14 protein-coding genes and 2 pseudogenes are annotated in these 20,386 nt (G+C 70.5%); 13 read left to right on the top strand and 3 right to left on the bottom strand.

Annotated elements, in window-relative coordinates; translation table 11 throughout:
* Position 1: 1 nt before the first annotated feature.
* The 7 genes from OO54_RS17690 to OO54_RS17660 all read left to right on the top strand — a co-directional run bounded on the left by OO54_RS17690 (position 2) and on the right by OO54_RS17660 (position 7,494).
* Complete coding sequence (locus OO54_RS17690; RefSeq protein WP_051787007.1) at positions 2–970, top strand: carbohydrate ABC transporter permease; 969 nt, start codon at positions 2–4, stop codon at positions 968–970.
* Positions 967–1,845: a carbohydrate ABC transporter permease gene (locus OO54_RS17685; RefSeq protein ID WP_051787006.1), complete on the top strand. Its 879-nt coding sequence runs from the start codon at positions 967–969 to the stop codon at positions 1,843–1,845. The genes OO54_RS17690 and OO54_RS17685 overlap by 4 nt, the downstream gene beginning before the upstream one ends.
* Positions 1,842–3,683, top strand: coding sequence for a glycoside hydrolase family 35 protein (locus OO54_RS17680; protein WP_078905239.1), 1,842 nt, complete (start codon positions 1,842–1,844; stop codon positions 3,681–3,683). Before OO54_RS17685 ends, OO54_RS17680 begins: the two co-directional genes overlap by 4 nt.
* 132 nt (positions 3,684–3,815) lie before the next feature.
* Positions 3,816–4,778 carry an SIS domain-containing protein gene (locus OO54_RS17675; protein WP_033204222.1) on the top strand — a complete coding sequence of 321 codons (963 nt, stop codon included), beginning with the start codon at positions 3,816–3,818 and terminating at the stop codon, positions 4,776–4,778.
* The gene (locus OO54_RS17670) at positions 4,771–5,748 is read left to right on the top strand and encodes an ROK family protein (RefSeq protein ID WP_051787005.1); all 978 of its coding nucleotides are present in this window, start codon (positions 4,771–4,773) and stop codon (positions 5,746–5,748) included. The genes OO54_RS17675 and OO54_RS17670 overlap by 8 nt, the downstream gene beginning before the upstream one ends.
* Entirely contained in the window at positions 5,745–6,677 is a 933-nt protein-coding gene (locus OO54_RS17665; RefSeq protein ID WP_033204221.1) for a 1-phosphofructokinase family hexose kinase, read from the top strand. The genes OO54_RS17670 and OO54_RS17665 overlap by 4 nt, the downstream gene beginning before the upstream one ends.
* Positions 6,658–7,494: a class II fructose-bisphosphate aldolase gene (locus OO54_RS17660; RefSeq protein WP_033204220.1), complete on the top strand. Its 837-nt coding sequence runs from the start codon at positions 6,658–6,660 to the stop codon at positions 7,492–7,494. The genes OO54_RS17665 and OO54_RS17660 overlap by 20 nt, the downstream gene beginning before the upstream one ends.
* Before the next feature lie 91 nt (positions 7,495–7,585).
* Here the strand turns inward: OO54_RS17660 and OO54_RS17655 are convergent, their stop codons facing one another.
* Positions 7,586–8,584, bottom strand: coding sequence for a LacI family DNA-binding transcriptional regulator (locus OO54_RS17655; protein WP_033204218.1), 999 nt, complete (start codon positions 8,582–8,584; stop codon positions 7,586–7,588).
* A gap of 644 nt (positions 8,585–9,228) precedes the next feature.
* On the opposite strand from OO54_RS17655, the gene OO54_RS17650 reads away from it, so the two are divergent.
* The 6 genes and pseudogenes from OO54_RS17650 (at position 9,229) to OO54_RS17625 (ending at position 19,220) form a co-directional block, all read left to right on the top strand.
* On the top strand, positions 9,229–11,460 hold the full coding sequence (locus tag OO54_RS17650) for an RICIN domain-containing protein (RefSeq protein ID WP_033204216.1): 2,232 nt from the start codon (positions 9,229–9,231) through the stop codon (positions 11,458–11,460).
* A 318-nt stretch (positions 11,461–11,778) separates the two neighbouring features.
* Positions 11,779–13,875, top strand: coding sequence for a phosphocholine-specific phospholipase C (locus OO54_RS17645; protein WP_033204215.1), 2,097 nt, complete (start codon positions 11,779–11,781; stop codon positions 13,873–13,875).
* A gap of 689 nt (positions 13,876–14,564) precedes the next feature.
* Positions 14,565–16,020: pseudogene (locus OO54_RS48570) on the top strand (DUF4158 domain-containing protein); the annotation flags it as partial.
* Positions 16,021–16,656, top strand: a pseudogene (locus tag OO54_RS43655) (MFS transporter); the annotation flags it as partial.
* 215 nt (positions 16,657–16,871) lie between these two features.
* Positions 16,872–17,855 (top strand): quinone oxidoreductase family protein, encoded by a 984-nt coding sequence (locus OO54_RS17630; RefSeq protein ID WP_033204213.1) that lies wholly within the window; start codon positions 16,872–16,874, stop codon positions 17,853–17,855.
* A 198-nt stretch (positions 17,856–18,053) separates the two neighbouring features.
* Complete coding sequence (locus OO54_RS17625) at positions 18,054–19,220, top strand: IS30 family transposase (RefSeq protein WP_078905246.1); 1,167 nt, start codon at positions 18,054–18,056, stop codon at positions 19,218–19,220.
* Here OO54_RS17625 and OO54_RS17620 read toward each other — a convergent pair.
* Together OO54_RS17620 and OO54_RS17615 are read right to left on the bottom strand one after the other, a co-directional pair.
* Positions 19,129–19,641, bottom strand: coding sequence for a hypothetical protein (locus tag OO54_RS17620; protein WP_033204211.1), 513 nt, complete (start codon positions 19,639–19,641; stop codon positions 19,129–19,131). The genes OO54_RS17625 and OO54_RS17620 overlap by 92 nt on opposite strands.
* Positions 19,638–20,270 carry an ATP-binding protein gene (locus OO54_RS17615; RefSeq protein WP_033204209.1) on the bottom strand — a complete coding sequence of 211 codons (633 nt, stop codon included), beginning with the start codon at positions 20,268–20,270 and terminating at the stop codon, positions 19,638–19,640. The genes OO54_RS17620 and OO54_RS17615 overlap by 4 nt, the downstream gene beginning before the upstream one ends.
* Positions 20,271–20,386 lie beyond the last annotated feature (116 nt).

Raw genomic sequence — 20,386 nt, 5'->3', positions numbered from 1 at the left:
CGTGACCCATGCCCCCGCCGCGCACCGCGCCCCCGCACGGCGCCCGGCAACCACCGCACCGTCCCGCCGGACGCGTGAGACGCCCCCCGGACACCCCCGACGACTTCGCCCGCTGCTCTTCTGCGCCCCCTTCGTCGTCCTGTTCGTCGCCATGTACATCGCACCGATCCTGTACGCGGCCTACAGCAGCCTCTTCACCATCCGCCGCTCCGGCCTGGGCCTGACCGCGCCCACGGAGGTCTTCGCGCCCCTGGACAACTACACACGGGCCCTGCACGACGGATCGTTCACGGCCTCGCTGGGTCGCGTCGCCCTCTTCGGTGTCGTACAAGTGCCCCTCATGCTGGGGCTCGCCCTCGCGCTGGCGCTGCTCATCGACTCCAAGTCCGCGCGGGGCAGGGGCTTCTTCCGCCTGACGAGCTTCGTCCCCTACGCGATTCCGGGCGTCAGTGCCGCACTCGTGTGGTCGTTCATGTACTCCTCGACGTCGAGCCCGCTCAACCGGCTGCTCGAACCGCTCGCCGTCACCGTCCCCTTCTTCGACCAGGACGTCGTGCTCTGGTCCGTGGCCAACATCGTCACCTGGAGCTGGGCCGGCTACAACATGATCATCATCTACGCGGCCCTCCAGTCCATCCCCGCCGAAGTCCTCGAAGCCGCACGGATGGACGGGGCGTCCGCCCTGCGGATCGCCTGGAGCGTCAAGATCCCCGCCGTGCGGGGCGCGCTGGTGCTGACCACGGTGTTCTCGATCATCGGGTCGGCCCAGCTGTACAACGAGCCGGCCGTGCTGCAGCCGGTCTCGGGCGGATCGATCTCCTCCGCGTTCACCCCCCTGATGTCGGCACAGAACGCGGTCGCGGACGGCAACTACCCCTACGCCGCGGCCCAGTCGGTCCTCCTCGCGGTCGCCGTGGGCATGGTGTCGCTCATCTTCTTCAAGCTGACCCGCCGAGGAGACCACGCATGACCACGGTGATCCCCGCTCCCGCCGCCCGGATCCGTCCCCGGCGCGAGACGAGCCCCGCCAGCCGCCTCACCGTCCTCGCCCTGCTGGGCCTGTCCGCGTTCTACTTCCTCTTCCCGCTGTGGTGGCTGCTGGTGGCGGCGACCAAGCCCTTCGGAGAACAGTTCGGTGGCAGCGGGCTGTGGTTCGACGGCTTCGGCCTGTTCGACAACATCGCCCGGCTCAGCAGTCAGGACGACGGTATCTTCTGGCGCTGGATGCTCAACAGCGTCCTGTACTGCGGCGTCGGCGCGCTGATCGGCACGACCCTGTCCGCCCTGACCGGATACGCGCTGGCCAAGTACGACTTTCCCGGCCGCGGGATGCTGTTCTCCCTGGTCCTTGCGGCCGTCCTCGTGCCCAAGGTGCTGTTCACGCTGCCGCTGTACCTGATGTTCTCGGGCGTCCACCTGATCGACAATCCTCTGGCGGTCCTGCTGCCGAGCGTCGTCAGCCCCTTCGGCGTCTATCTCGCCAGAGTCTTCGCCGAACAGAGCGTGCCCGACGAGGTCCTCGAAGCCGGCCGCCTCGACGGCGCGGGCGAGTTCCGTGTCTTCCGCACGATCGCGGTACGGATGATGCTGCCCGCCCTGGTCACGATCTTCCTGTTCCAGTTCGTCGAGATCTGGAACAACTACCTCCTGCCCGCCATGGTCCTGGGAGACGACCGGCTGCAGCCCGTCACGGTCGGCCTCGTCGCCTGGAACGCCAGCCATGTCGCCGTGCCCCCGCCCCTGGTCGTCATCGGTTCGCTGGTGTCCGTCGCGCCGCTCCTGATCGCGTTCCTCGCGCTCCAGCGGTTCTGGCGCGCGGGCATGACCGCCGGAGCCGTCAAATGACCCCTTCCGCCCCCACCGGAACCGTGGTGCCCGCGCCTCCGCGCGAAGCCGCGACCACGGGCCCCACACTGACCTGGACCGACGGCCGCTTCCTCCGCCTCAGGCAGCCGCACAGGATCCTGGCCGGCTCCCTGCACTACTTCCGCGTCCACCCCGAGCAGTGGGCGGACCGCCTCCAGCGCGTCGCCTCTCTCGGGCTCAACACCGTCGACACCTACGTGCCGTGGAACTTCCACGAACGCCGACGCGGCGACATCCGCCTCGACGGCTGGCGCGACCTGCCCCGCTTCCTCCGGCTCGCCCAGGAAGCCGGCCTGGACGTCATCGTCCGCCCGGGCCCGTACATCTGCGCCGAATGGGACAACGGCGGTCTGCCCGCGTGGCTGACCGGACGGCCCGGCATGCGCCCCAGGAGCAGTCACCGGGACTTCCTGAACGAGGTGGGCCGCTGGTTCGACGTACTGATCCCGCTCATCGCCGCCCGCCAGGCGGCACACGGTGGGCCCGTCGTAGCGGTCCAGGTCGAGAACGAGTACGGCAGCTACGGCGACGACCGCGTCTACCTGCGCTGGCTCCGCGACGCCCTGGTCGCACGCGGCATCTCCGAGCTGCTGTTCACCGCGGACGGCCCCACCCCGCTGATGCTCGACGGCGGCACCCTTCCGGGCGAACTCGCGGCGGCCACCTTCGGGTCGCGCCCCGACCAGGCAGCCGCACTGCTGCGCTCGCGCCGCGCCGGCGAGCCCTTCCTCTGCGCGGAGTTCTGGAACGGCTGGTTCGACCACTGGGGCGAGCGGCACAACGTGCGGTCCGCGCAGAGCGCCGCCGACGACGTGAAGGGCATCCTCGCCCACGGCGGATCGGTCAGCCTCTACATGGCCCACGGCGGCACCAACTTCGGACTCTGGGCCGGCGCCAACCACGACGGCACGAACCTCCAGCCCACCATCACCAGTTACGACTCCGACGCCCCCGTCGCCGAACACGGCGCGCTCACCGCCAAGTTCCACGCCCTGCGCGAGACGCTGGCGCCGCACCGCACACGGCCCGTGCCCCCGCCGCCGGACGACCCCCCGCTGCTCAAGCCCACCACGCTCTCCGTGCGACACGGGGCCGGCCTGCTGGGCGCGCTGAAGTCGGTGTCGACCCCCCTGCACACCTCCAGCCCGCTGAGCTTCGAGGAACTGGGGCAGAACTCCGGCCTCGTGCTCTACACCGCGCACCCGGTCATCCCTCCCGGTCCCCACGAGGTGACGGTCACCGGTCTCCACGACCGCGCCCAGGTCTTCGCCGACGGCACCCTGGTCACCGTCCTGGACCGGCCCACCTCGACTTTCACCCTCACCGGAACGGGTGCCGCGGTCCGGCTCGAACTGCTCGTGGAGAACCAGGGCCGCATCAACTACGGCCCCCTGCTCGGACAGCGCAAAGGCATCCTCGGCGGCGTCCGCGTAGAGCGCCGCCTCATTCACGGATGGTCCATGCGCCCCCTGCCCCTGGACGAGTGGACCGCCGACGACCTCGCACGCGCCGCCACGGCAGCCGAACCCGCCGACGGCCGTGGCATCGCCACCGCGCGACTGCGGGTCGAGGAGCCGGCCGACACCTTCCTGAGCCTGCCGGGCTTCGGCAAGGGCTTCGTCTGGGTCAATGACACCCTGCTCGGCCGCTACTGGGACGTCGGCCCCCAAACGACGCTCTACGTCCCCCGACCCTTGCTGCGTGCGGGGGACAACGTCCTGACGATCCTGGAGCTCGATCACTTCGGTCAGCGTCTCGACCTCCTCGACGCACCCGACCTCGGGCCGCGCGAAGAGTACATCGAGACCTTCGCCTGATCACCTCACCGACCCCACCGGCGCACGGCCGCGCACACGCCCCTGGGCCAGAGCGTCCGAGCGCCGCGAACTGCCCACCCCGAGTGCCACGACCCCCTGGCCCGTTCCCCACCCGAGAGGACACCAGCACCGATGTCCACCACTCACGGCTCCGCGCACCCCTCCCACACCGCCCACGAGATCGCCACCCAACCCGACTGCTGGCGCAAGGCGGCGGCCTCCGCCGCCGGCCACAGCGCCGCGCTGCCCGGCCGCGGTGAACGCGTCGCCGTCGTGGGCTGCGGGACCTCCTGGTTCATGGCCCTGGCCTACGCCGAACTGCGCGAGCAGGCCGGCCACGGCGAGACGGACGCCTTCGCCGCCTCCCTGTTCCCCGTCAACCGCCGCTACGACCGCATCGTGGCGTTGACCCGCTCCGGTACGACCACCGAGGTCGTGGACCTCCTGACCCGAATACAGGGCCAGGCCTCCGTCACCGCCATCACCGCCGACGGCACCACTCCCGTGGCCGACGTCGCCGACAGTGTCATCGTGCTCGACCACGCCGACGAGAAGTCGGTGGTGCAGACCAGATTCGCGACCACGGCCCTCGCTCTCCTCCGGGCCCACCTGGAAAGCCAGGGCCCCCTCCCCGAGGGCGTACGCACGATCGCCGAGGCCGCCGAAGACGCGGAGCTGGCGGTCGTCGCGCCCCTGCCGGGTGACATGCGCACAGCCGAGCAGATCACCTTCCTGGGCGACGGCTGGACCTACGGCCTCGCGCTGGAGGCCGGCCTGAAGATGCGCGAGGCGGCCTGCGCCTGGACCGAGGCGTATCCGGCGATGGAATACCGCCACGGCCCCATCAGCGTCACCGCACCCGGCCGCGGCACCTGGGTCTTCGGCCCGGCCCCGCACGGACTGGCCGACGACGTCGCCCGCACCGGCGGTGCCTACCTCGCCGAATCCGGAGGGAGCGCCGACGCACTGGACCCGATGGCCGACCTCATCCGGGCCCAGCGCCTGGCCGTGCACTTCGCCGGCACGCGAGGGCTCGACCCGGACCGCCCGCGAGCCCTGACCCGCTCGGTGATACTGGCGGACGCGCATGGCTGAGCACACCGACAGCCGCGCGTGCGTGATCGCCCTGGACGTCGGCGGCACGTCGATGAAGGGCGCGGTCCTGGACCACGCCATGCGGCCGCTGAAGACCCTGCGCGTGCCGACGCCCCGGCGCGAGGGACCCGAGGCGGTGGTGAACGCGGTCGCCCGGGCGCTGCGGGACCTGCAGTCCCAGGCGGCCGCGATTCACCAGAAGCCCGTCGCCGCCGGTGTGGTGATCCCCGGCATCGTCGACGAGCCCGCGCAACAGGCAGTGCACTCGGTCGATCTCGGCTGGCGCGATGTGCCCTTGGCCGCAGTGCTGGAGCACTCCACAGGACTTCCCGTCACCATCGGGCACGATGTACGCGCCGGAGCCGTGGCGGAGAGTCGTCTCGGCGCGGCCCGGGGCGTCGACGACGCGCTGTTCGTGGCCATCGGAACGGGCATCTCCGCCGCGGTCCTGACGGAAGGCCGTCCGCTGCGCGCCGGCGGCCATGCCGGAGAGCTCGGCCACCTGTCCGTCACCACCTCGGCCGTGCGGTGCGCGTGCGGCAACAGCCGCTGCCTGGAGACGGTCGCCTCGGCCCGCGCGATCGCCGCCGCCTACACAGCCCTGTCGGGGCGGGAGGTCGAGGGAGCCGAGCACGTCGCGGCTCTCGTGACGGACGGGGATCCGGTGGCGTTCCGCGTGTGGGAGCGTGCGACCGACGCCCTGGCGGAGGCGTTCGCCGTCTGCGCCACGCTCCTGGCTCCGGAAGTGATCGTGATCGGCGGGGGACTGTCCCGCGCCGGGGAACTCCTCCTCGCCCCGCTCCGCGACGCGATCGACTGCCGTCTGAGCTGTCAGCGGCGACCCGAACTGGTTCAGGCGGCGCTGGGGACGCAGGCCGGCTGCCTGGGTGCGGGACTGCTCGCCTGGGACGCCGCAGGCACCGGCGTGGCGGCCGGCCTGCCGACCGGGAGGGTGGGAGGAACACTGTGATCCTGACCGTCACTTTGAACGCGGCGCTGGACGTCACGTACTTCGTCGACGACCTGACCCCGCACACCTCTCACCGCGTCAAGCGGACCTTCGAACGCGCCGGTGGCAAGGGCATCAACGTGGCGCGCGTCCTGGCGGCGCTGGGGCACCCCGTGCTCCTCACCGGCCTGGTGGGAGGAACCACCGGGCAGGCCGTGGGGGAGGACCTGCGTTCCGCCGGTCTGCGGGACGCGCTCGTGCCGGTGCCGGGGGAGTCCCGCAGAACCGTCACCGTGGTCTCGGAACGCAGCGGCGATGCCACCGTGTTCAACCAGCCCGGTCCACGTGTCGACCCGTGTTCCTGGCCCGCGTTCACCCGGCGGTTCGCCGAACTCGCCGGGCAGGCCCGGGTCGTGGTGCTCGCCGGGAGTCTCCCACCGGGCCTGCCGTGCGACACGTACGCGAGCCTGGTGACAGCTGCTCGCGAAGCCGGAGCCGTCACCGTCCTCGACACCAGCGGCCCCGCCCTGCTTGCCGCGCTGGACGCGCGGCCCGATGTGATCAAGCCGAACGCGGCGGAGATCATCGAGGTGACCGGCCGCTCACATCTCGCGGACGCGGCCGCCGAGCTCCAGGCACGCGGAGCCCGGGCTGTCGTCGCCTCCGACGGCCCGCGGGGCCTGCACGCCGTCACTCGGGACGGACGCCACCGCGCCGTCCCTCCCACCCGGCTCCGCGGCAACCCGACCGGCGCCGGCGACGCGTGCGTCGCCGCCCTGGCGGCAGGACTCGCGGCCGGCCTGCCCTGGCCGGACATCCTGCGCGACGCCGTCGCCCTGTCGGCGGCCGCCGTCGCTGCGCCCCTCGCCGGCGACTTCCACCGCGACCTCTACGAGCAGTTCCGTACCGACGTGAGTGTGGAGACACCCCATGCCCCTGACGCCCACTGACGACATCATCGCTCCCGCCTACGCCCACAACCGTGGTGTCGGAGCCTTCAACGTCGTCCAGCTCGAGCACGCCGAGGCCATCGTGGACGGCGCACACCGGGCGAACCTGCCCGTCATCCTCCAGATCAGCGAGAACACCGTCCGCTACCACGGATCCCTCGCCCCGATCGGCCGCGCCGCACTGGCCCTGGCGGAGGAGGCGACGGTGCCGGTGGCCGTCCACCTGGATCACGCCGAGTCCGAGGACCTCGTGCGCGAAGCCGTCCGGCTCGGTTTCACGTCCGTGATGCTCGACGCCTCCCGGCTGCCCTACGAGCGGAACGTCGCCGTGACCCGGGCCATCACCGAGTTCGGGCACAGAGCCGACGTTCTCGTCGAGGCCGAACTCGGCGAGGTGGGGGGCAAGGACGGCGCCCATGCCCCCGGGGTCCGTACCGACCCGGACGAAGCCCGCGAGTTCGCCGCGGCGACTGCGGTGGACTGCCTCGCGGTCGCCGTCGGCAGCTCCCACGCCATGGTCACGCGCGATGCCGTGCTGGACTTCGACCTGATCGCCCGCCTCCGGGGCGGCACCGGCGTGCCACTTGTCCTTCACGGCTCGTCGGGCGTCTCGGACACGGACCTCGCTCGGGCCGTGACGGCCGGAATGACGAAGGTCAACATCTCCACCCACCTCAACGGCATCTTCTCCGCGACCGTCAGGCGGGAACTGGATCGCCGGCCGGCGGTCAGCGACTCCCGCAGGTACATCGGTCCGGCCCGCGAGGACGTCGCGGCGGAAGTCGCACGTCTCCTGAACGTCCTGGCGCTTGCCTGACACCTGTCCTGAGCCGCGTCGGCGGGCGGTGGCGGTGGTTCGAATGGCGTGGTCCCAGGGGCGGGATCCCGCAAGACGGGGGGTGGGCGTGTCAGCCGGGCGGAGCGGTGCTGTCGCGGACGATGAGCCGCGGGAGCAGGAGACGCGGATGCGGCTCGGCGGACTGGGCACCCGAGACGGCTCCGAGGAGCAGTCCGATGGCTTCGCGCGTCATCTCCCTTTTGGGCAGGGCGACACTGGTGAGGGCAGGGCGGGTCAACAGCCCTTCTGGCGTGTCGTCATGAGCCACCACCGACAGGTCGGCCGGGATCGAACAGCCCTTGTCCCGGGCAGCTTCGAGTGCTCCGACGGCGAGCACGTCGTGCGTGGCGAACAGCGCGGTCGCCGCCGGGTGAGCCTTCATCGCCTTGTGGGCCGCCGCGATCCCGCCTGTGAACGATGGCTCCGGCGCCAGGTGCACGGCAGAGTCCGGGACGTCCAGGCCGTCCTCGGTGAAGGCGCGCCGGAAGCCGCTCACGCGCATCGTGTGCGCCGGGCTGGCGAGAACGGCCACGTTCTCGTGTCCGAGTTCCCGGAGGTGACGCCCGGCCAGGTACCCGCCGTGCTCGTAGTCGATGGTGACCACCGGGAAACGGGCGGGAGCCCGGGTCTCCCAAGCGCACAGGACGACGGGGAAGCGGGTGCGCGACAGCAACGGCAGGTGGTCGGTCAGCCCCTCGTCGCCCGCGATGAGGAGGCCGTCGACGGACCGGCTGGTCAGCCCCGCAAGATGCCTCCTGGCGCGCTCTCCGTCCCGGCGGGTGGTGCAGAGCAGCAGGCGGTAACCGTGCTCGCCGAGGACGTCCTCCGCCTCTTCGACCAGTTCCGCGTAGAAGGCGGTGGACACGGTCGGAACGAAGAGGCCCACCGTGCGCGTGCTGCCGGTGGCGAGCGATCGGGCGACCAGATTGGGGACGTATCCGAGTTCGGAAATGGCCTCGCGGACCCGGGCCTCGGTGGCAGGCCGAACGGCGACACGACCGGAGAGCACGTTGGAGACCGTTTGCTTGGTGACCCCGGCCCGGTCCGCCACGTCCTGCATCGTCGCCATGGCTACCTCTATTTTACCGATCCAAAAACGGATGCAACGTACTGCGGGGAAGGGCGAACGGTCAACACCCGGGTCAGGGGATCCGGGCGCGCGGCGGCACCGGAGGCGCCGGTTCCGAGAAAACCGAAGTTTTCGACCACAGGCTCTTGTTTTACCGGTCAAATTGGCCGTACGGTCCACCCACCAACGGCAACCGAGACCCGGAGGCCGACCGGTGCGGCGCCCCTCCTCGCGTCGCGGAGCGGACACCTGAACCGCACGGGTCTTGGTCTCCGCACCACGCCCACAGCCTTGCCTTCCCCGCACCACCCGGCCGAGACCGGGTCACCCCGCCCGCATGCCACGCCCGCCTCAGCACTCCGCGAGCCGGACCGCATGCCGTGCCCCCACCTCCCACAGGCGGCCGTCCCCGTTGAGGCCCGCGGCCCGAACCGAAATGCGCTCGCCCCGCAGGCACCCGCACCGACACGTGCCCTCCCTGAAACGCTCCCCCGGCCGGACCGGCCCCGCACGGTACGCCCCCCCCGGCCGAAGGGGGCCGCACTCGGGACGCCCCACAGCCGTCCCGAAACGCACCCGCCGTCCCGAAGGACGCCGGACCACCCACGGAGCCTCCCCTCGGCTCCTCCGATCAAGGAACACTCATGACCGCTCCTCGCACCAGACTGGCCGGAGCGCTCGCCGCAGCCGCGCTGGTCATCACAGGCGGCAGCACGCTGATGATGCCCACGGCATCCGCAGAGACGAGCGCCGCCTCCTACACCGTCACCGTCGGCGCCAAGGGCTCGTGGACGTACCCCGACGACACGCCCGCCGGCCCGTACATCGACAAGGACGGCACCTTCTACTTCCAGCAGGCCCACGCCCTCTACAGCGCGAACGACCCGCGCAAGTGGAACTTCTTCACCGGCACGAACATCGATTCGGCCACGAAGTCCAGCGCCCTCAGCGACGCCGTGAACCCGGCCAACTCCAACGACCGCAACAACGACACCACCTGGCGCTGCAACTACAGCCCGACCGGCGTGGAGTCCACCCCATCGCCCGTCACGACCACCTACGCCCACCGCAACTACTGCGACCTGGCCGGTGTCTGGGTCGACCCGGACACCGGTGACTGGTACGGGCTCGTGCACAACGAGTTCACTCCGGAGCCCTTCGGCGACGGCTCCCACTTCGACGGCATCGACTACGCCGTCTCCAGCGACCAGGGCCGGACGTGGTCCATCAAGGACCACGTCATCACCTCGCCCTACAGCACCAAGCGCGGCGACACCGCCGCCTTCCCGCAGCAGACCTACCACTACGGCACCGGCGACCCCCGGCTCTTCGTCGACACCGCCTCGGGCTACTTCTACGCGTTCTACGGCTCCCGGATCGTGAACAAGGGCTACGGCGGCGGCTGGGCCGCGTTCTACGGACACGTCGCCCGCGCCCCGATCTCGTCGAAGATGGCGCCCTCCTCCTGGCAGAAGTGGTACAACGGCGCCTGGTCCCAGCCGGGCGTCGGAGGCCGCGAGAGCAACATGGTCCCGGTCGGCTCCGGCAGCACCACGGGTTACACGCCGACGTCGAAGGAGTACAACCCCGCCAACAGCGGCTCGGTGAGCCAGCAGGTGGCCGCCGGCCTCACGCCCCCGACGTCCCCGCTCTTCGTCATGGACATCACCTACAACGCCCACCTCGGCCTGTACATCGGCCAGCCGCAGGCGGTCGACCAGAGCGGCAACGCCTCCCAGGAGATCTACGCCACCGACAACCTGGCCACCCAGAAGTGGTTCCGGCTCGGTGACACCGGCAGCTACAAGAACGCCTCCTGGTACCGCTGGTTCCTCGACAGCGCCAACAAGACCAGCTCCACGATCGTCGGCAAGGACTTCCGCTCGTACTGCTCCTTCGGCTGTTCCAACGGGTCCAGCAGCGAGTACGTCAACCTGACGATCAACACGACCGAACCCGCCGCACCGGTCGACACCAGCAAGGCCTACCGCATCGCCGCCGGCGGCCGGGTCCTGGCCCAGGTCTCCGGCAGCTCGGCCACCACCTCGCTCGCCGCCCCCACCGGCTCCGGCCACGAGTCGTGGATCTTCATCGCCAACGGTGACGGCTCCCACCGCATAGCCAACTCCGCCACCGGTCAGCTCCTGGGCGTGAGCACCGCGTCCACGGCCACCCGCGCCTGGGGCACCAAGCCCACCGTGACCCCCGCCGGCGCGGGCGGGGCCACCGTCGGACAGCAGTGGTTCGTCATCCGCGGCACCTCGGCAACCGGGGGCACCCCCACCGGCACCTACAAGATCGTCAACCGGTACAGCGGCCTCGTCATCGGCCTCTCCTCCGACTCCGGCCGCCTCGCCGAGACCACACCCACCCGCAGCTGGACCAACACCACCGGCGACGCGGTCGGCGGCACCCGCACGGCCGGCGAGCAGACCCTGACGCTCACCCCGATCGCCCAGGCCCCCACGCTCGACGGAACACACACCCTCACCGCCGGCGGCAAGGCTCTCGACAACCCCGACCACAGCACCACCGCCGGTACCCGGCTCATCACCTGGGCACCGACCGGCGGCGCCAACCAGAGCTGGACCTTCACCCGGCAGACCGACGGCACCTACGAGATCAAGAACAGCGAGTCCGGCCTCTGCGCCGACGTCCACAGCGGCTCCACCAGCGCCGGCGCGTCGATCATCCAGTGGGGCTGCAACGCCGGCGCCAACCAGCGCTGGAACGTCACTCGTCTGGCCAACGGCACCTACACCGTCGCCTCCGTGGCAAGCGGACTGCTCCTGACCACCGCCTCCTCCACCGACGGAGCAGCCGTCACCCAGCAGCCCGACACCGGCAGCGCCCTTCAGCAGTGGACCATCAACTGACCTGACCTGACCTGACCTGACCTGACCTGACCTGACCTGACCTGACCTGACCGGACACGGCCGCGGCCGTGACGACCTGCCGGAGCCCCGTGCAGCACACGGGGCTCCGGCAGCCTCCGTAGCGCTTCCGCGCGCCGATCCCCTGGGTCCGGCCGCCCCATGCACCGGTCACTCCACCACTGCCCTCGGCCCGCAGCGCAAGGGCTCGCGGTACGAGCGCCGATCAATCGGTGAGCCGCGCCGGCTCACCACCAGAGGCGGCCTGCTCAGCCGGTAGGCACACCTTGACATCCGCCAACTGATTCGTGAGGTCATGCCATGGTTCCCATGGACCGCCGGAAGTTCCTCGTCTCAGCGGCCGGCGCCGCAGCGGTGTCGCTTCCCCATCTGGCGGCGAGAACGCAGTCACGAGAGCTTCCCGAAATGGACGCCGCGCTTGTTGCCGCTCCTTCGCCAAGCGACCTGACCAAGATCAAGCACGTGGTCATCCTCATGCAGGAGAACCGCAGTTTCGATCACTACTTCGGCACACTGAAGGGGGTGCGCGGTTTCGGCGACAAGAGCACCATCGACCTCCCGGGCACACTTGGCGCGCCTGCGGGAAAGTCGGTCCTCCAGCAGCCCGACGGTTCGTCCTGGCGTTACCCGTGGGCCCTGAACCGAGGGGGACCCGACGGCTGGAAGAACGCGCAGGGCGTGGGTACGGCACACAGCTGGACCGACGGCCATGGAGCATGGAACGGCGGGCGCCTCGACCGGTGGATCGCGGAGAAGGGGCAGCTCACCATGGGCTACTTCACACGCGCCGACCTGCCGTTCCACTACGACCTGGCGGACGCCTTCACCATCTGCGACGCCTACCACTGTTCGGTACTCAGCTCGACCGGCCCCAACCGCAACTACTTCTGGAGCGGCTCCACCGGAGTCGGGCTGATATCCCCCCCTCACCTGAACGGTGGGGACTTCGAGGGTGAGAACCAACCGTGGACCGCCTACGCGGAGGAACTCCAGAACGCCGGTGTCACCTGGCGGACCTACAACGTCGAGACCGACAACTACGGGGACAACGCGCTGGAGTACTTCGCAGGCTTCGGCTCCGGCCCGTTGTACGAGGCCGGTGTCAAGTCCGTTCCCTCACTGCCCGACGGAGGCAGTACCGCCGACCGGATCGTCGAGGCGATCCGCAAGGACGTCGTAGGCGGCACCCTCCGGCAGGTTTCCTGGGTGGTCACGGACGAATCCCACTCCGAGCACTCGGACGAGACGCCCAGCCGCGGGGCGGTCTTCATGAAGCGACTGCTCGATGCCCTGAGTGCCGATGCGGAGGTCCTCCGGTCCACCGCGCTGTTCGTCACGTATGACGAGAACGACGGATTCTTCGACCACGTTCCGCCCCCGTTCCCGCAACAGGGCTCCACCGACGCGACGAATGAGTGGGGTACCCACAACAACGTCTCCGGACCGGTAGGACTGGGCGTCCGCGTCCCCATGATCGTCGTGTCACCGTGGACCACCGGTGGTCGCGTCTGCTCACAGACGTTCGATCACACCTCCATGCTCCAGTTCCTGGAAAAGTGGACCGCGGCCCTGGGTAAACCCGCGGTGTGCAACAACATCACCGCCTGGCGGCGCAAGGTGTCCGGCGACCTGACCAGCGTCTTCGACTTCAGCAAGGACGCGTCCCCTTACACCCTGCCGGCACTCGGCTCCGCGGCCCCCGATGGGCAGACGCCGGGAACCATCGGCATCAACCCCGCGCCCCCGGGCACGAACACCCAGCCACCTCAGGAATCCGGCACCAAGACGGCGTGCGCCCTGCCGTACCAGACCAATGCCTACCTCGACCGCGTCGAAGTCGGCGGCGGCGCCACACAGATCTGGATCCCCCTGCAGAACGTGGGGGTCCACGCCACCAGCGCCGCCCACTTCAGTGTGTACGCCAACGCCTACCGCACCGGCGGCCCCTGGCAGTACACCATCGATCCCCACACCGACACAGAGGACTTCTTCAACGTCGGCAGCGGTTTCGGAAACGGCAAGTACGACTTCACGGTCACCGGGCCCAACCGGTTCCTGCGCCGCTTCAGGGGAGACGCCTCCCAAATCGCCCTGGGCCGGTACGTCACCGTCAAGCCGACCTTCGAAGTGCACCCGTCCACCGGCCAACTGGCTGTCATCTTCTCCATGAAGAACCACGGCACCCAGGGCGTCACCTTCCGCATCAAGTCCAACCAGTACCGCACCTGGGACAGCACCTACTCCGTGGCCGCCGGAAACGCGACAACCGAGTTCTTCAACGCTGTCGCGTACCAGCAGGGTTGGTACGACTTCACCATCACCGTCGACAACGACACGACCTGGTCGCAAAGATTCGCCGGGCACATCGAGTACGGCGCCACGAGCATCACTGGCTGACCTGGCGTCGCGGACACATGGGTCCAACTCGAAGGTGCCGACGGCGTGTCGGACGGATCAACTGTTCTGGCTCCACATTCTTGCGATGGCTCACCACGTGGAGTGCGTGGCGGTCCTGGAGCCGGTGAAGAAGGACGCCTGAACTGCGGTTCTGTGGGCACGCGGTATGTGCAGTGTGTGAGGTGTGTGCGGTGTGTGCGGTATGTGCGGTGTGGGCGTTACGGGCGATGTCTCGATGCTGAGATGACGCTCGCGACGCCCATTTGGCACTCATTCTGATGGAGCGTCAGGTCGTCGTGTGTTCGCGTGCGGCATGCGCTCCTTACGAGCCCTCGGCCGCCCGTTCCGGCACGGGCGCCCGGGTGCTGATGGTCAAGGCGCGAGGATGCCCCCGGGTGGCGAGCGGCGCCGGTGGTGTGCGGCCCGGGAGATCGGGTTCGACGGGAGATCGCTCCACGCCTCGCGCCGGTCGTGTGGCTTAACCGGGTCCGTTAACCTCTGGACAACGTTGTCATCCGCTCGGCAGGGTGGTCCATCGCGCAGTTCGGAAGGTTCTCGGCCTCGGGGAACATCGGTACAGCGGTTATCGGTGAGAACGATCATGGTCGTCTAGCGCAGTGATCCACTTCGCTGCTGAGGTTCGGTGAAACGCCTCCGGGCCTGGTCCGGGCCTGGCTACGGTCCGGCTCGTGCCGGTGGAATTTCTGAGTGATGAGCAGGCCGAGGCGTACGGGACGTTCGCTGAGGAGCCGACGAGGCCCGAGCTGGAGCGGTTCTTCTTCCTGGACGACGTGGACCGGGACCTGATCGCCCTGCGGCGGACGGAGCATCGCCGGCTCGGGTTCGCGCTCCAGATGTGCACGGTGCGGTACGTCGGCCTGTTCCTGGAGGACCCGCTCGCGGTGCCGTGGCCAGTGATCGAGCACCTGGCCGTGCAGCTCGGCATCGAGGACCCGTCGGTGGTCAAGCGGTACACCGAGCGGCGCCAGACGCTGTACGACCACGCGTGGGAGATCCGGGACGCCTACGGCTACCACCCCTACGAGGACGCTGAGTGGGGCCGGCGGTTCCGTACGTTCCTGCACGGGCGGGCATGGACGCACGCTGAGGGCCCGAAGGCAGCTTCTCGACCACGCGGTGGGCTGGCTGCGCCGTCACGGGGTCCTGCTGCCCGGGGTGTCCGTGCTGGCCCGGCAGGTGTCGGAGGCGCGTACGGTCGCGGAGAAGCGGCTGCACGCCACCGTCGCGGGCGCTGCCCGCCGCGCGGACCCGGCGCTGCCCGGGGATCTGGTGGCGACGCTGAAGACGCCGGAGGGCTCGCGGTTCTCGGAGCTGGAGCGGCTGCGCCGGCCGCCGACGCGGACGACGGGCACGGCGTTCGCCCGCGCGCTGGAGCGGATGGACGAGATCGGCGCGTACCGGCTCGGCAGGCTGAGGCTGTCGCAGATCCCGCCGAACCGGATGGCGGCGCTGGCCCGGTACGCGCTGGGGTCGAAGGCGCCGCTGCTGGAGCGGGCGGTGGAACCGAAGCGCACGGCGATGCTCGCCGCGGTGATGCGGCACCTGGAGGCGAAGGCAATCGATGAGGCCCTGGACCTGTTCCAGGTCCTGATGGCCACCCGCCTGCTGAACACGGCGAAGCGCAAGACGGAGAAGGAGCGGCTGTCGACGCTGCCGCAGTTGGAGAAGGCGTCACGGGTGCTCGCGCGGGCGGCGAAGGTGCTGTTCGAGGAGCTGGAGCTGTTCGAGGAGCAGGAGGCGGACCTGGACGTGGCCGCGCTGTGGGCGGCGGTGGAGGAAGTCGCCCCGCGCGCCGCCGTGATGACCACAGCGGCCACGGTGGTCTCGCTGGTGCCCGAGGACGAGAACTCGGCCGAGGTCGCCATGCGGGCCGCGCTCGCGACCCGGTACGCCACGGTGCGCCCGTTCCTCGCGTTGCTGGGTGAGTCGAAGGCGCTGGACGCGGCGAGCGCGGGCAAGCGGGTCCTGGCCGGGGTGCGCGGCCTGCCTGCGTTGGCTCGGCGGAAGGTGGGGGTCAAGCCGCTGCTGCCGCGCGAGGTGGACGACAAGCTCGTGCCGCCCGCGTGGCGCAAGGCGGTGTATGCCAACCCCGGTCTGCCGCAGGGCGCGGTGGACCGGGTCGCCCGGCCCGAGGCCGGCGCGTCCAAGACGGAGGCACCGCGGGGCGCCGACGATGTGGCCTCGTTCGTGAAGCTGTCCCTGGCGGTCGTCTTCCGCTCCATCGTCTTCACCGGCCTAAGCACCTTCATCTCCCTCTACGCCCAGCAGCGCATGCGGGGCAGCACCACCGCGGGCACCATTGCCCTGTTCCTGCTGTTCCTGGGCGGCGCAGTCGGCTCGGTCCTGGGGGGGTCCCTGGCCAACCGCTACGACCGCGTCCATGTCTCCCGCTGGTCCTACCTGCTCTCCGTCGCCGCCGTGACCGGAGTGATCTACGCACCCGGCCCGGCCATGTTCCTCTTCGTGGCCCTCACCTCCGTCGGCCTGTACGTCCCCTTCTCCCTCCAGGTCACCCTGGGCCAGGATTACCTGCCCTCCCGTATCGGTACTGCCAGCGGCGTCACCCTCGGCCTCACCGTCAGCGTCGGCGGCCTCATCAGCCCCCTGCTGGGACACCTGGCCGACTCCACCTCCCTGAAGACAGCCCTCACCCCCCTGATCGCCATGCCTGCCCTGAGCTGGCTCCTCTTCCGCGCCCTGCCCGAACCCACCGCCCCCAAGCCTCAAGCCGACGCACCCGCGCCCCGCGATCCCGGGTGATGACCGCTAACGGGAGCCGGCTGCGGTGCGAGCGCAGGCAGAGCCGAGATGCCCGGCCGACCGTCGACCGCGTTTCGTCACCTGAGCAGGCCCATTCCGTCGGTGGCACCCTTCTCCCACGTGGGCACGAGACGGCTACGACACCTCACCGCGAGCGGGAATCGGATCGCCACGACCGGAGTTGGTGAGGGGAGTTAGCCGTTTCAGGAGGGGTCATGCGAGCGATTCAGGTTTCCGAAGTGGGCGGTCCCGAGGTGCTGCGACTGGTCGACATTGATCAACCGATGCCGGGCCCGGGCCAGGCGGTCGTGGAGGTCGCCGCGTCCGGCGTCAACTTCCTCGACGTATACCACCGCCAGGGCCGGTACACCCTCCCGCTGCCCTTCACCCCGGGCACTGAGGGCGCGGGCACGGTCCTCGAGGTTGGCCCCGGCGTCACCCACGTCGCTGTGGGAGACCGGGTCGGCTGGGTGGAGATTCCCGGCACCTATGCCGAGCAGGCCGTCGTGGACTCCTCCCGGCTCGTGCCCCTGCCCGACGGCGTCGACTTCGAGGCCGCCGCCGCCGTGCTGCTGCAGGGCATGACGGCGCACTACCTCGTCAAGGACGCCTACCCGGTCCAGCCAGGTGACACGGTGCTCGTGCACGCTGCTGCCGGCGGCATGGGGCTTGTGCTGACCCAGCTCATCACCCATCTCGGCGGCAGAGTGATCGGCACAACCTCGACACCGGAGAAGGCCCAGCTGGCGCGGCGCGCCGGGGCCGCCGAGGTGATCCTCTACTCTGCAGTGGACGATCTCGCGGCAGAGGTGAAGCGGCTCCATGGCGGCCAGGGCCTGCCTGTCGTCTTCGACGGCGTCGGCAGGGACACCTTCGATGCGAGCCTCGCCAGCCTGCGAACCCGCGGCCACCTGGTGCTCTTCGGCGCCGCGAGTGGTGCAGTGCCGCCCTTCGACCCCATCCGGCTCGCCCAGGGCGGTTCGCTGACCCTGATCCGGCCAAGCCTCGGGGACTTCATCGCCGATCGGTCCGAGCTGCTCCGGCGCGCCGCCGACGTGCTCGAATTGGTGCGCACCAAGGTGCTTGAGACCACCGTGACGGCCCGCTACCCGCTCGCCGAGGTCGCCCAAACTCACCGCGATCTGGAGGCTCGGCGTACCACCGGCAAGCTACTCGTCATCCCCCGCGATCCCGGGTGATGACCGCTAACGGGAGCCGGCTGCGGTGCGAGCGCAGGCAGAGCCGAGATGCCCGGCCGACCGTCGACCGCGTTTCGTCACCTGGGCAAGCCCCTTCCGTCGGTGGCACAACAAGGCCCGCACAGCGAACGAGGGCGTGGGCACCCTCAAGTGATCAACGCACCACCCACGGATGATCATGTGATCGTGGAGGCACAGGTGCGTGACTACGGGTTTTCGCCAGCTCAACAGGATGAGATCTGGAGACGCTGGCGCGAGGGGCAGTCGTTCAGCCTGATCGGGCGGGCACTCGGGGCACCGATGCAGCACGCCCGTCGGTTCCTGCACCAGAGCGGCGGCGTCCGCCTCATCCCGCAGACGCGGTCAGAGCGGCATCTGAGCGGCAGCGAGCGCGAGGAGATATCCCGCGGCATCGCCGCGGGAGAATCGGCCCGGCAGCTCGCCAAGCGGCTGGGCCGATCCCCTTCGACCGTCTCCCGCGAGATCGCCCGCAACGGCGGCCGGGACCGCTACCGAGCCACCTCGGCCGATGCGGCCGCCTACGCGCGCGGGCGCCGTCCCAAGCGGGCCAAGCTCGCCCAACGGCCCGCTCTGTACGCCCTGGTGGAGGCCAAGCTGGCTCTGTGCTGGTCACCCGAGCAGATCGCGGGATGGCTGCGACGGCAGTTTCCTGGTGACGCAGCCATGCAGATCTCGCACGAAGCGATCTACCTCTCGCTCTACGACCCTCGCCGGCGCCAGGCGATCGACCGCAGCCTCACCCAGCGGCTGCGGACCGCGCGGCCCATGCGCCGTCCGAAGATCGCCCGTCGGCCCGCCGGGCGAGGCGTCATTCGGGGCATGGTGTCCATCACCGCCCGCCCCGCCGAGGTCGAGGACCGCAAGGTCCCCGGCCATTGGGAGGGCGACCTCGTGATGGGCACCCGGCCCTCGGCGGTCGCCACGCTCGTCGAGCGCACCAGCCGCTACACGGCCATCGTGGCGCTGCCGGACGGCATCAAGGCCGAGCAGGTCGCCCCGCACCTCACCCGGAGCCTCCTCAACACCCCGCCCCAACTGCGGCGGACGCTCACCTGGGACCGGGGCCGGGAGATGGCCGAGCACCAGGCCATCACGGCCAGGACCGGGATGCCGATCTACCTCTGCAAGCCGCGGAGCCCATGGCGGCGCGGCACCAACGAGAACACCAACCGGCTGCTACGGCAGTACCTCCCCAAGGGTGCGGACCTCCGCACGTTCAGCCAGGCCGACCTGGACGCCATTGCTCACGAGCTCAACCACCGTCCGCGCAAGACCCACGGCTACCGTACGCCGGCAGAGGTCTACGCTGGCCTCCTGAACAGCGGTGATGCGCTGACCGCTTGAGCTCGCCGTACTCGCCGAGGAGCATGTCCCAGCCGTGGAGCCGGACCTGGTCGATCAGGCCGCGCTCGTGGCGGGTGCGGACGACGTAGCCGGCGAAGCCCCGGATCGCGGCGGCTCCGTTCACGGGATCGCCGGCCAGCGTGTCGAGCACGCCGGCCGCGCCCCGGTGCACGGGGTGGCCGGCGAAGTCCAGACCGGCCACCCGCGCCCGGGTGCCGCGGGCGGCCGCGACCGGGTCGGGGGCGTCCCAGGCCATCGCGGCCGATTCGAAGAGCAGCCAGGCGCCCATGGCGGGTCGGTGCGCCGTGACTTCGGAGACCGCCTCGACGAGCGGCAGCCGGGCCGACTCCGCGTGGCCCTGGCGGTGTTCGAGCGCCGCCCGGACGCTGGCGAGCCGGGTGACGGCCGGCGGACTGCTCACGGATCCCGCCTCGTCGGCGAGCGACCGGGCGAGGTCGGCCTGTCCGGCAGCACCGGCAGGCCCGGCGCGCCGTCCCGGATCGCCGACTCCTCCCGCGCGGCGAACACCATGGCCACCCGCCCCATGCCGAGGCGGCGGGCGGCGAACAGCAGCGCGTCCACGGTCTCCAGGTCGAGCCAGTGCGCGTCGTCGACGAGGACCACGACGGGTCGCTCCTCGGCGAGTTCGTCGAGCAGGCCGAGCGTCGCGGCGCCGACGAGGAAGCGGTCGCCCGCGGGCGCGTCGTCCGGCGCGATCACCCCGCGCAGCGCCCGTAACCGACGCTCCGGCAGGCTCCCGACCCGGTCCAGGGTGCCGCGGAGGAGTACCTGCAGGCCGGCGTACGGCAGTGCCGCCTCCGACTGGACGCCGGTGCAGCGCGGCAGCCGGGCCCGGCCCGAGGCCGCCGCGGCGCACCGGTCGAGCAGCGCCGTCTTGCCCGACCCGGCCTCGCCGAGGAGCATCACGGCCCCGCCGCGGCCCTCCCGGGTGCCGGCCAAGAGGCCGTCGAGGCAATCTCGTTCGTGGTCCCGGCCGCTGAGACCGGAGGGTTCCCGGTCGTCGGCGCCTGTCTGGAGCGCGTCGGTCATCGGCGCTTCCCTTCCCCCGGACGCCTCACCCTCGGGTGAGCGTGCCGCCCCGAACGGCACGATACGTGCTGATCACGGTGCGCCGCGTCGTCCACTGTCAACGGCATAGGCCGTGC

Source organism: Streptomyces wedmorensis (assembly GCF_000716445.1).
In the GTDB taxonomy this organism is placed as follows: domain Bacteria; phylum Actinomycetota; class Actinomycetes; order Streptomycetales; family Streptomycetaceae; genus Streptomyces; species Streptomyces wedmorensis.
The sequence above is the reverse complement of the archived record's forward strand: the minus strand, read 5'-3'. Positions and strand labels throughout refer to the sequence as shown.

Bases quoted from the DNA above. Each gene is read 5' to 3' on its own strand.
- OO54_RS17685 (WP_051787006.1), top strand. From the start codon at position 967: ATGACCACGGTGATCCCCGCTCCCGCCGCCCGGATCCGTCCCCGGCGC.
- OO54_RS17675 (WP_033204222.1), top strand. From the start codon at position 3,816: ATGTCCACCACTCACGGCTCCGCGCACCCCTCCCACACCGCCCACGAG.
- OO54_RS17655 (WP_033204218.1), bottom strand. From the start codon at position 8,584: ATGGCGACGATGCAGGACGTGGCGGACCGGGCCGGGGTCACCAAGCAA.
- OO54_RS17660 (WP_033204220.1), top strand. From the start codon at position 6,658: ATGCCCCTGACGCCCACTGACGACATCATCGCTCCCGCCTACGCCCAC.
- OO54_RS17680 (WP_078905239.1), top strand. From the start codon at position 1,842: ATGACCCCTTCCGCCCCCACCGGAACCGTGGTGCCCGCGCCTCCGCGC.
- OO54_RS17645 (WP_033204215.1), top strand. From the start codon at position 11,779: ATGGTTCCCATGGACCGCCGGAAGTTCCTCGTCTCAGCGGCCGGCGCC.
- OO54_RS17630 (WP_033204213.1), top strand. From the start codon at position 16,872: ATGCGAGCGATTCAGGTTTCCGAAGTGGGCGGTCCCGAGGTGCTGCGA.
- OO54_RS17615 (WP_033204209.1), bottom strand. From the start codon at position 20,270: ATGACCGACGCGCTCCAGACAGGCGCCGACGACCGGGAACCCTCCGGT.
- OO54_RS17650 (WP_033204216.1), top strand. From the start codon at position 9,229: ATGACCGCTCCTCGCACCAGACTGGCCGGAGCGCTCGCCGCAGCCGCG.
- OO54_RS17670 (WP_051787005.1), top strand. From the start codon at position 4,771: ATGGCTGAGCACACCGACAGCCGCGCGTGCGTGATCGCCCTGGACGTC.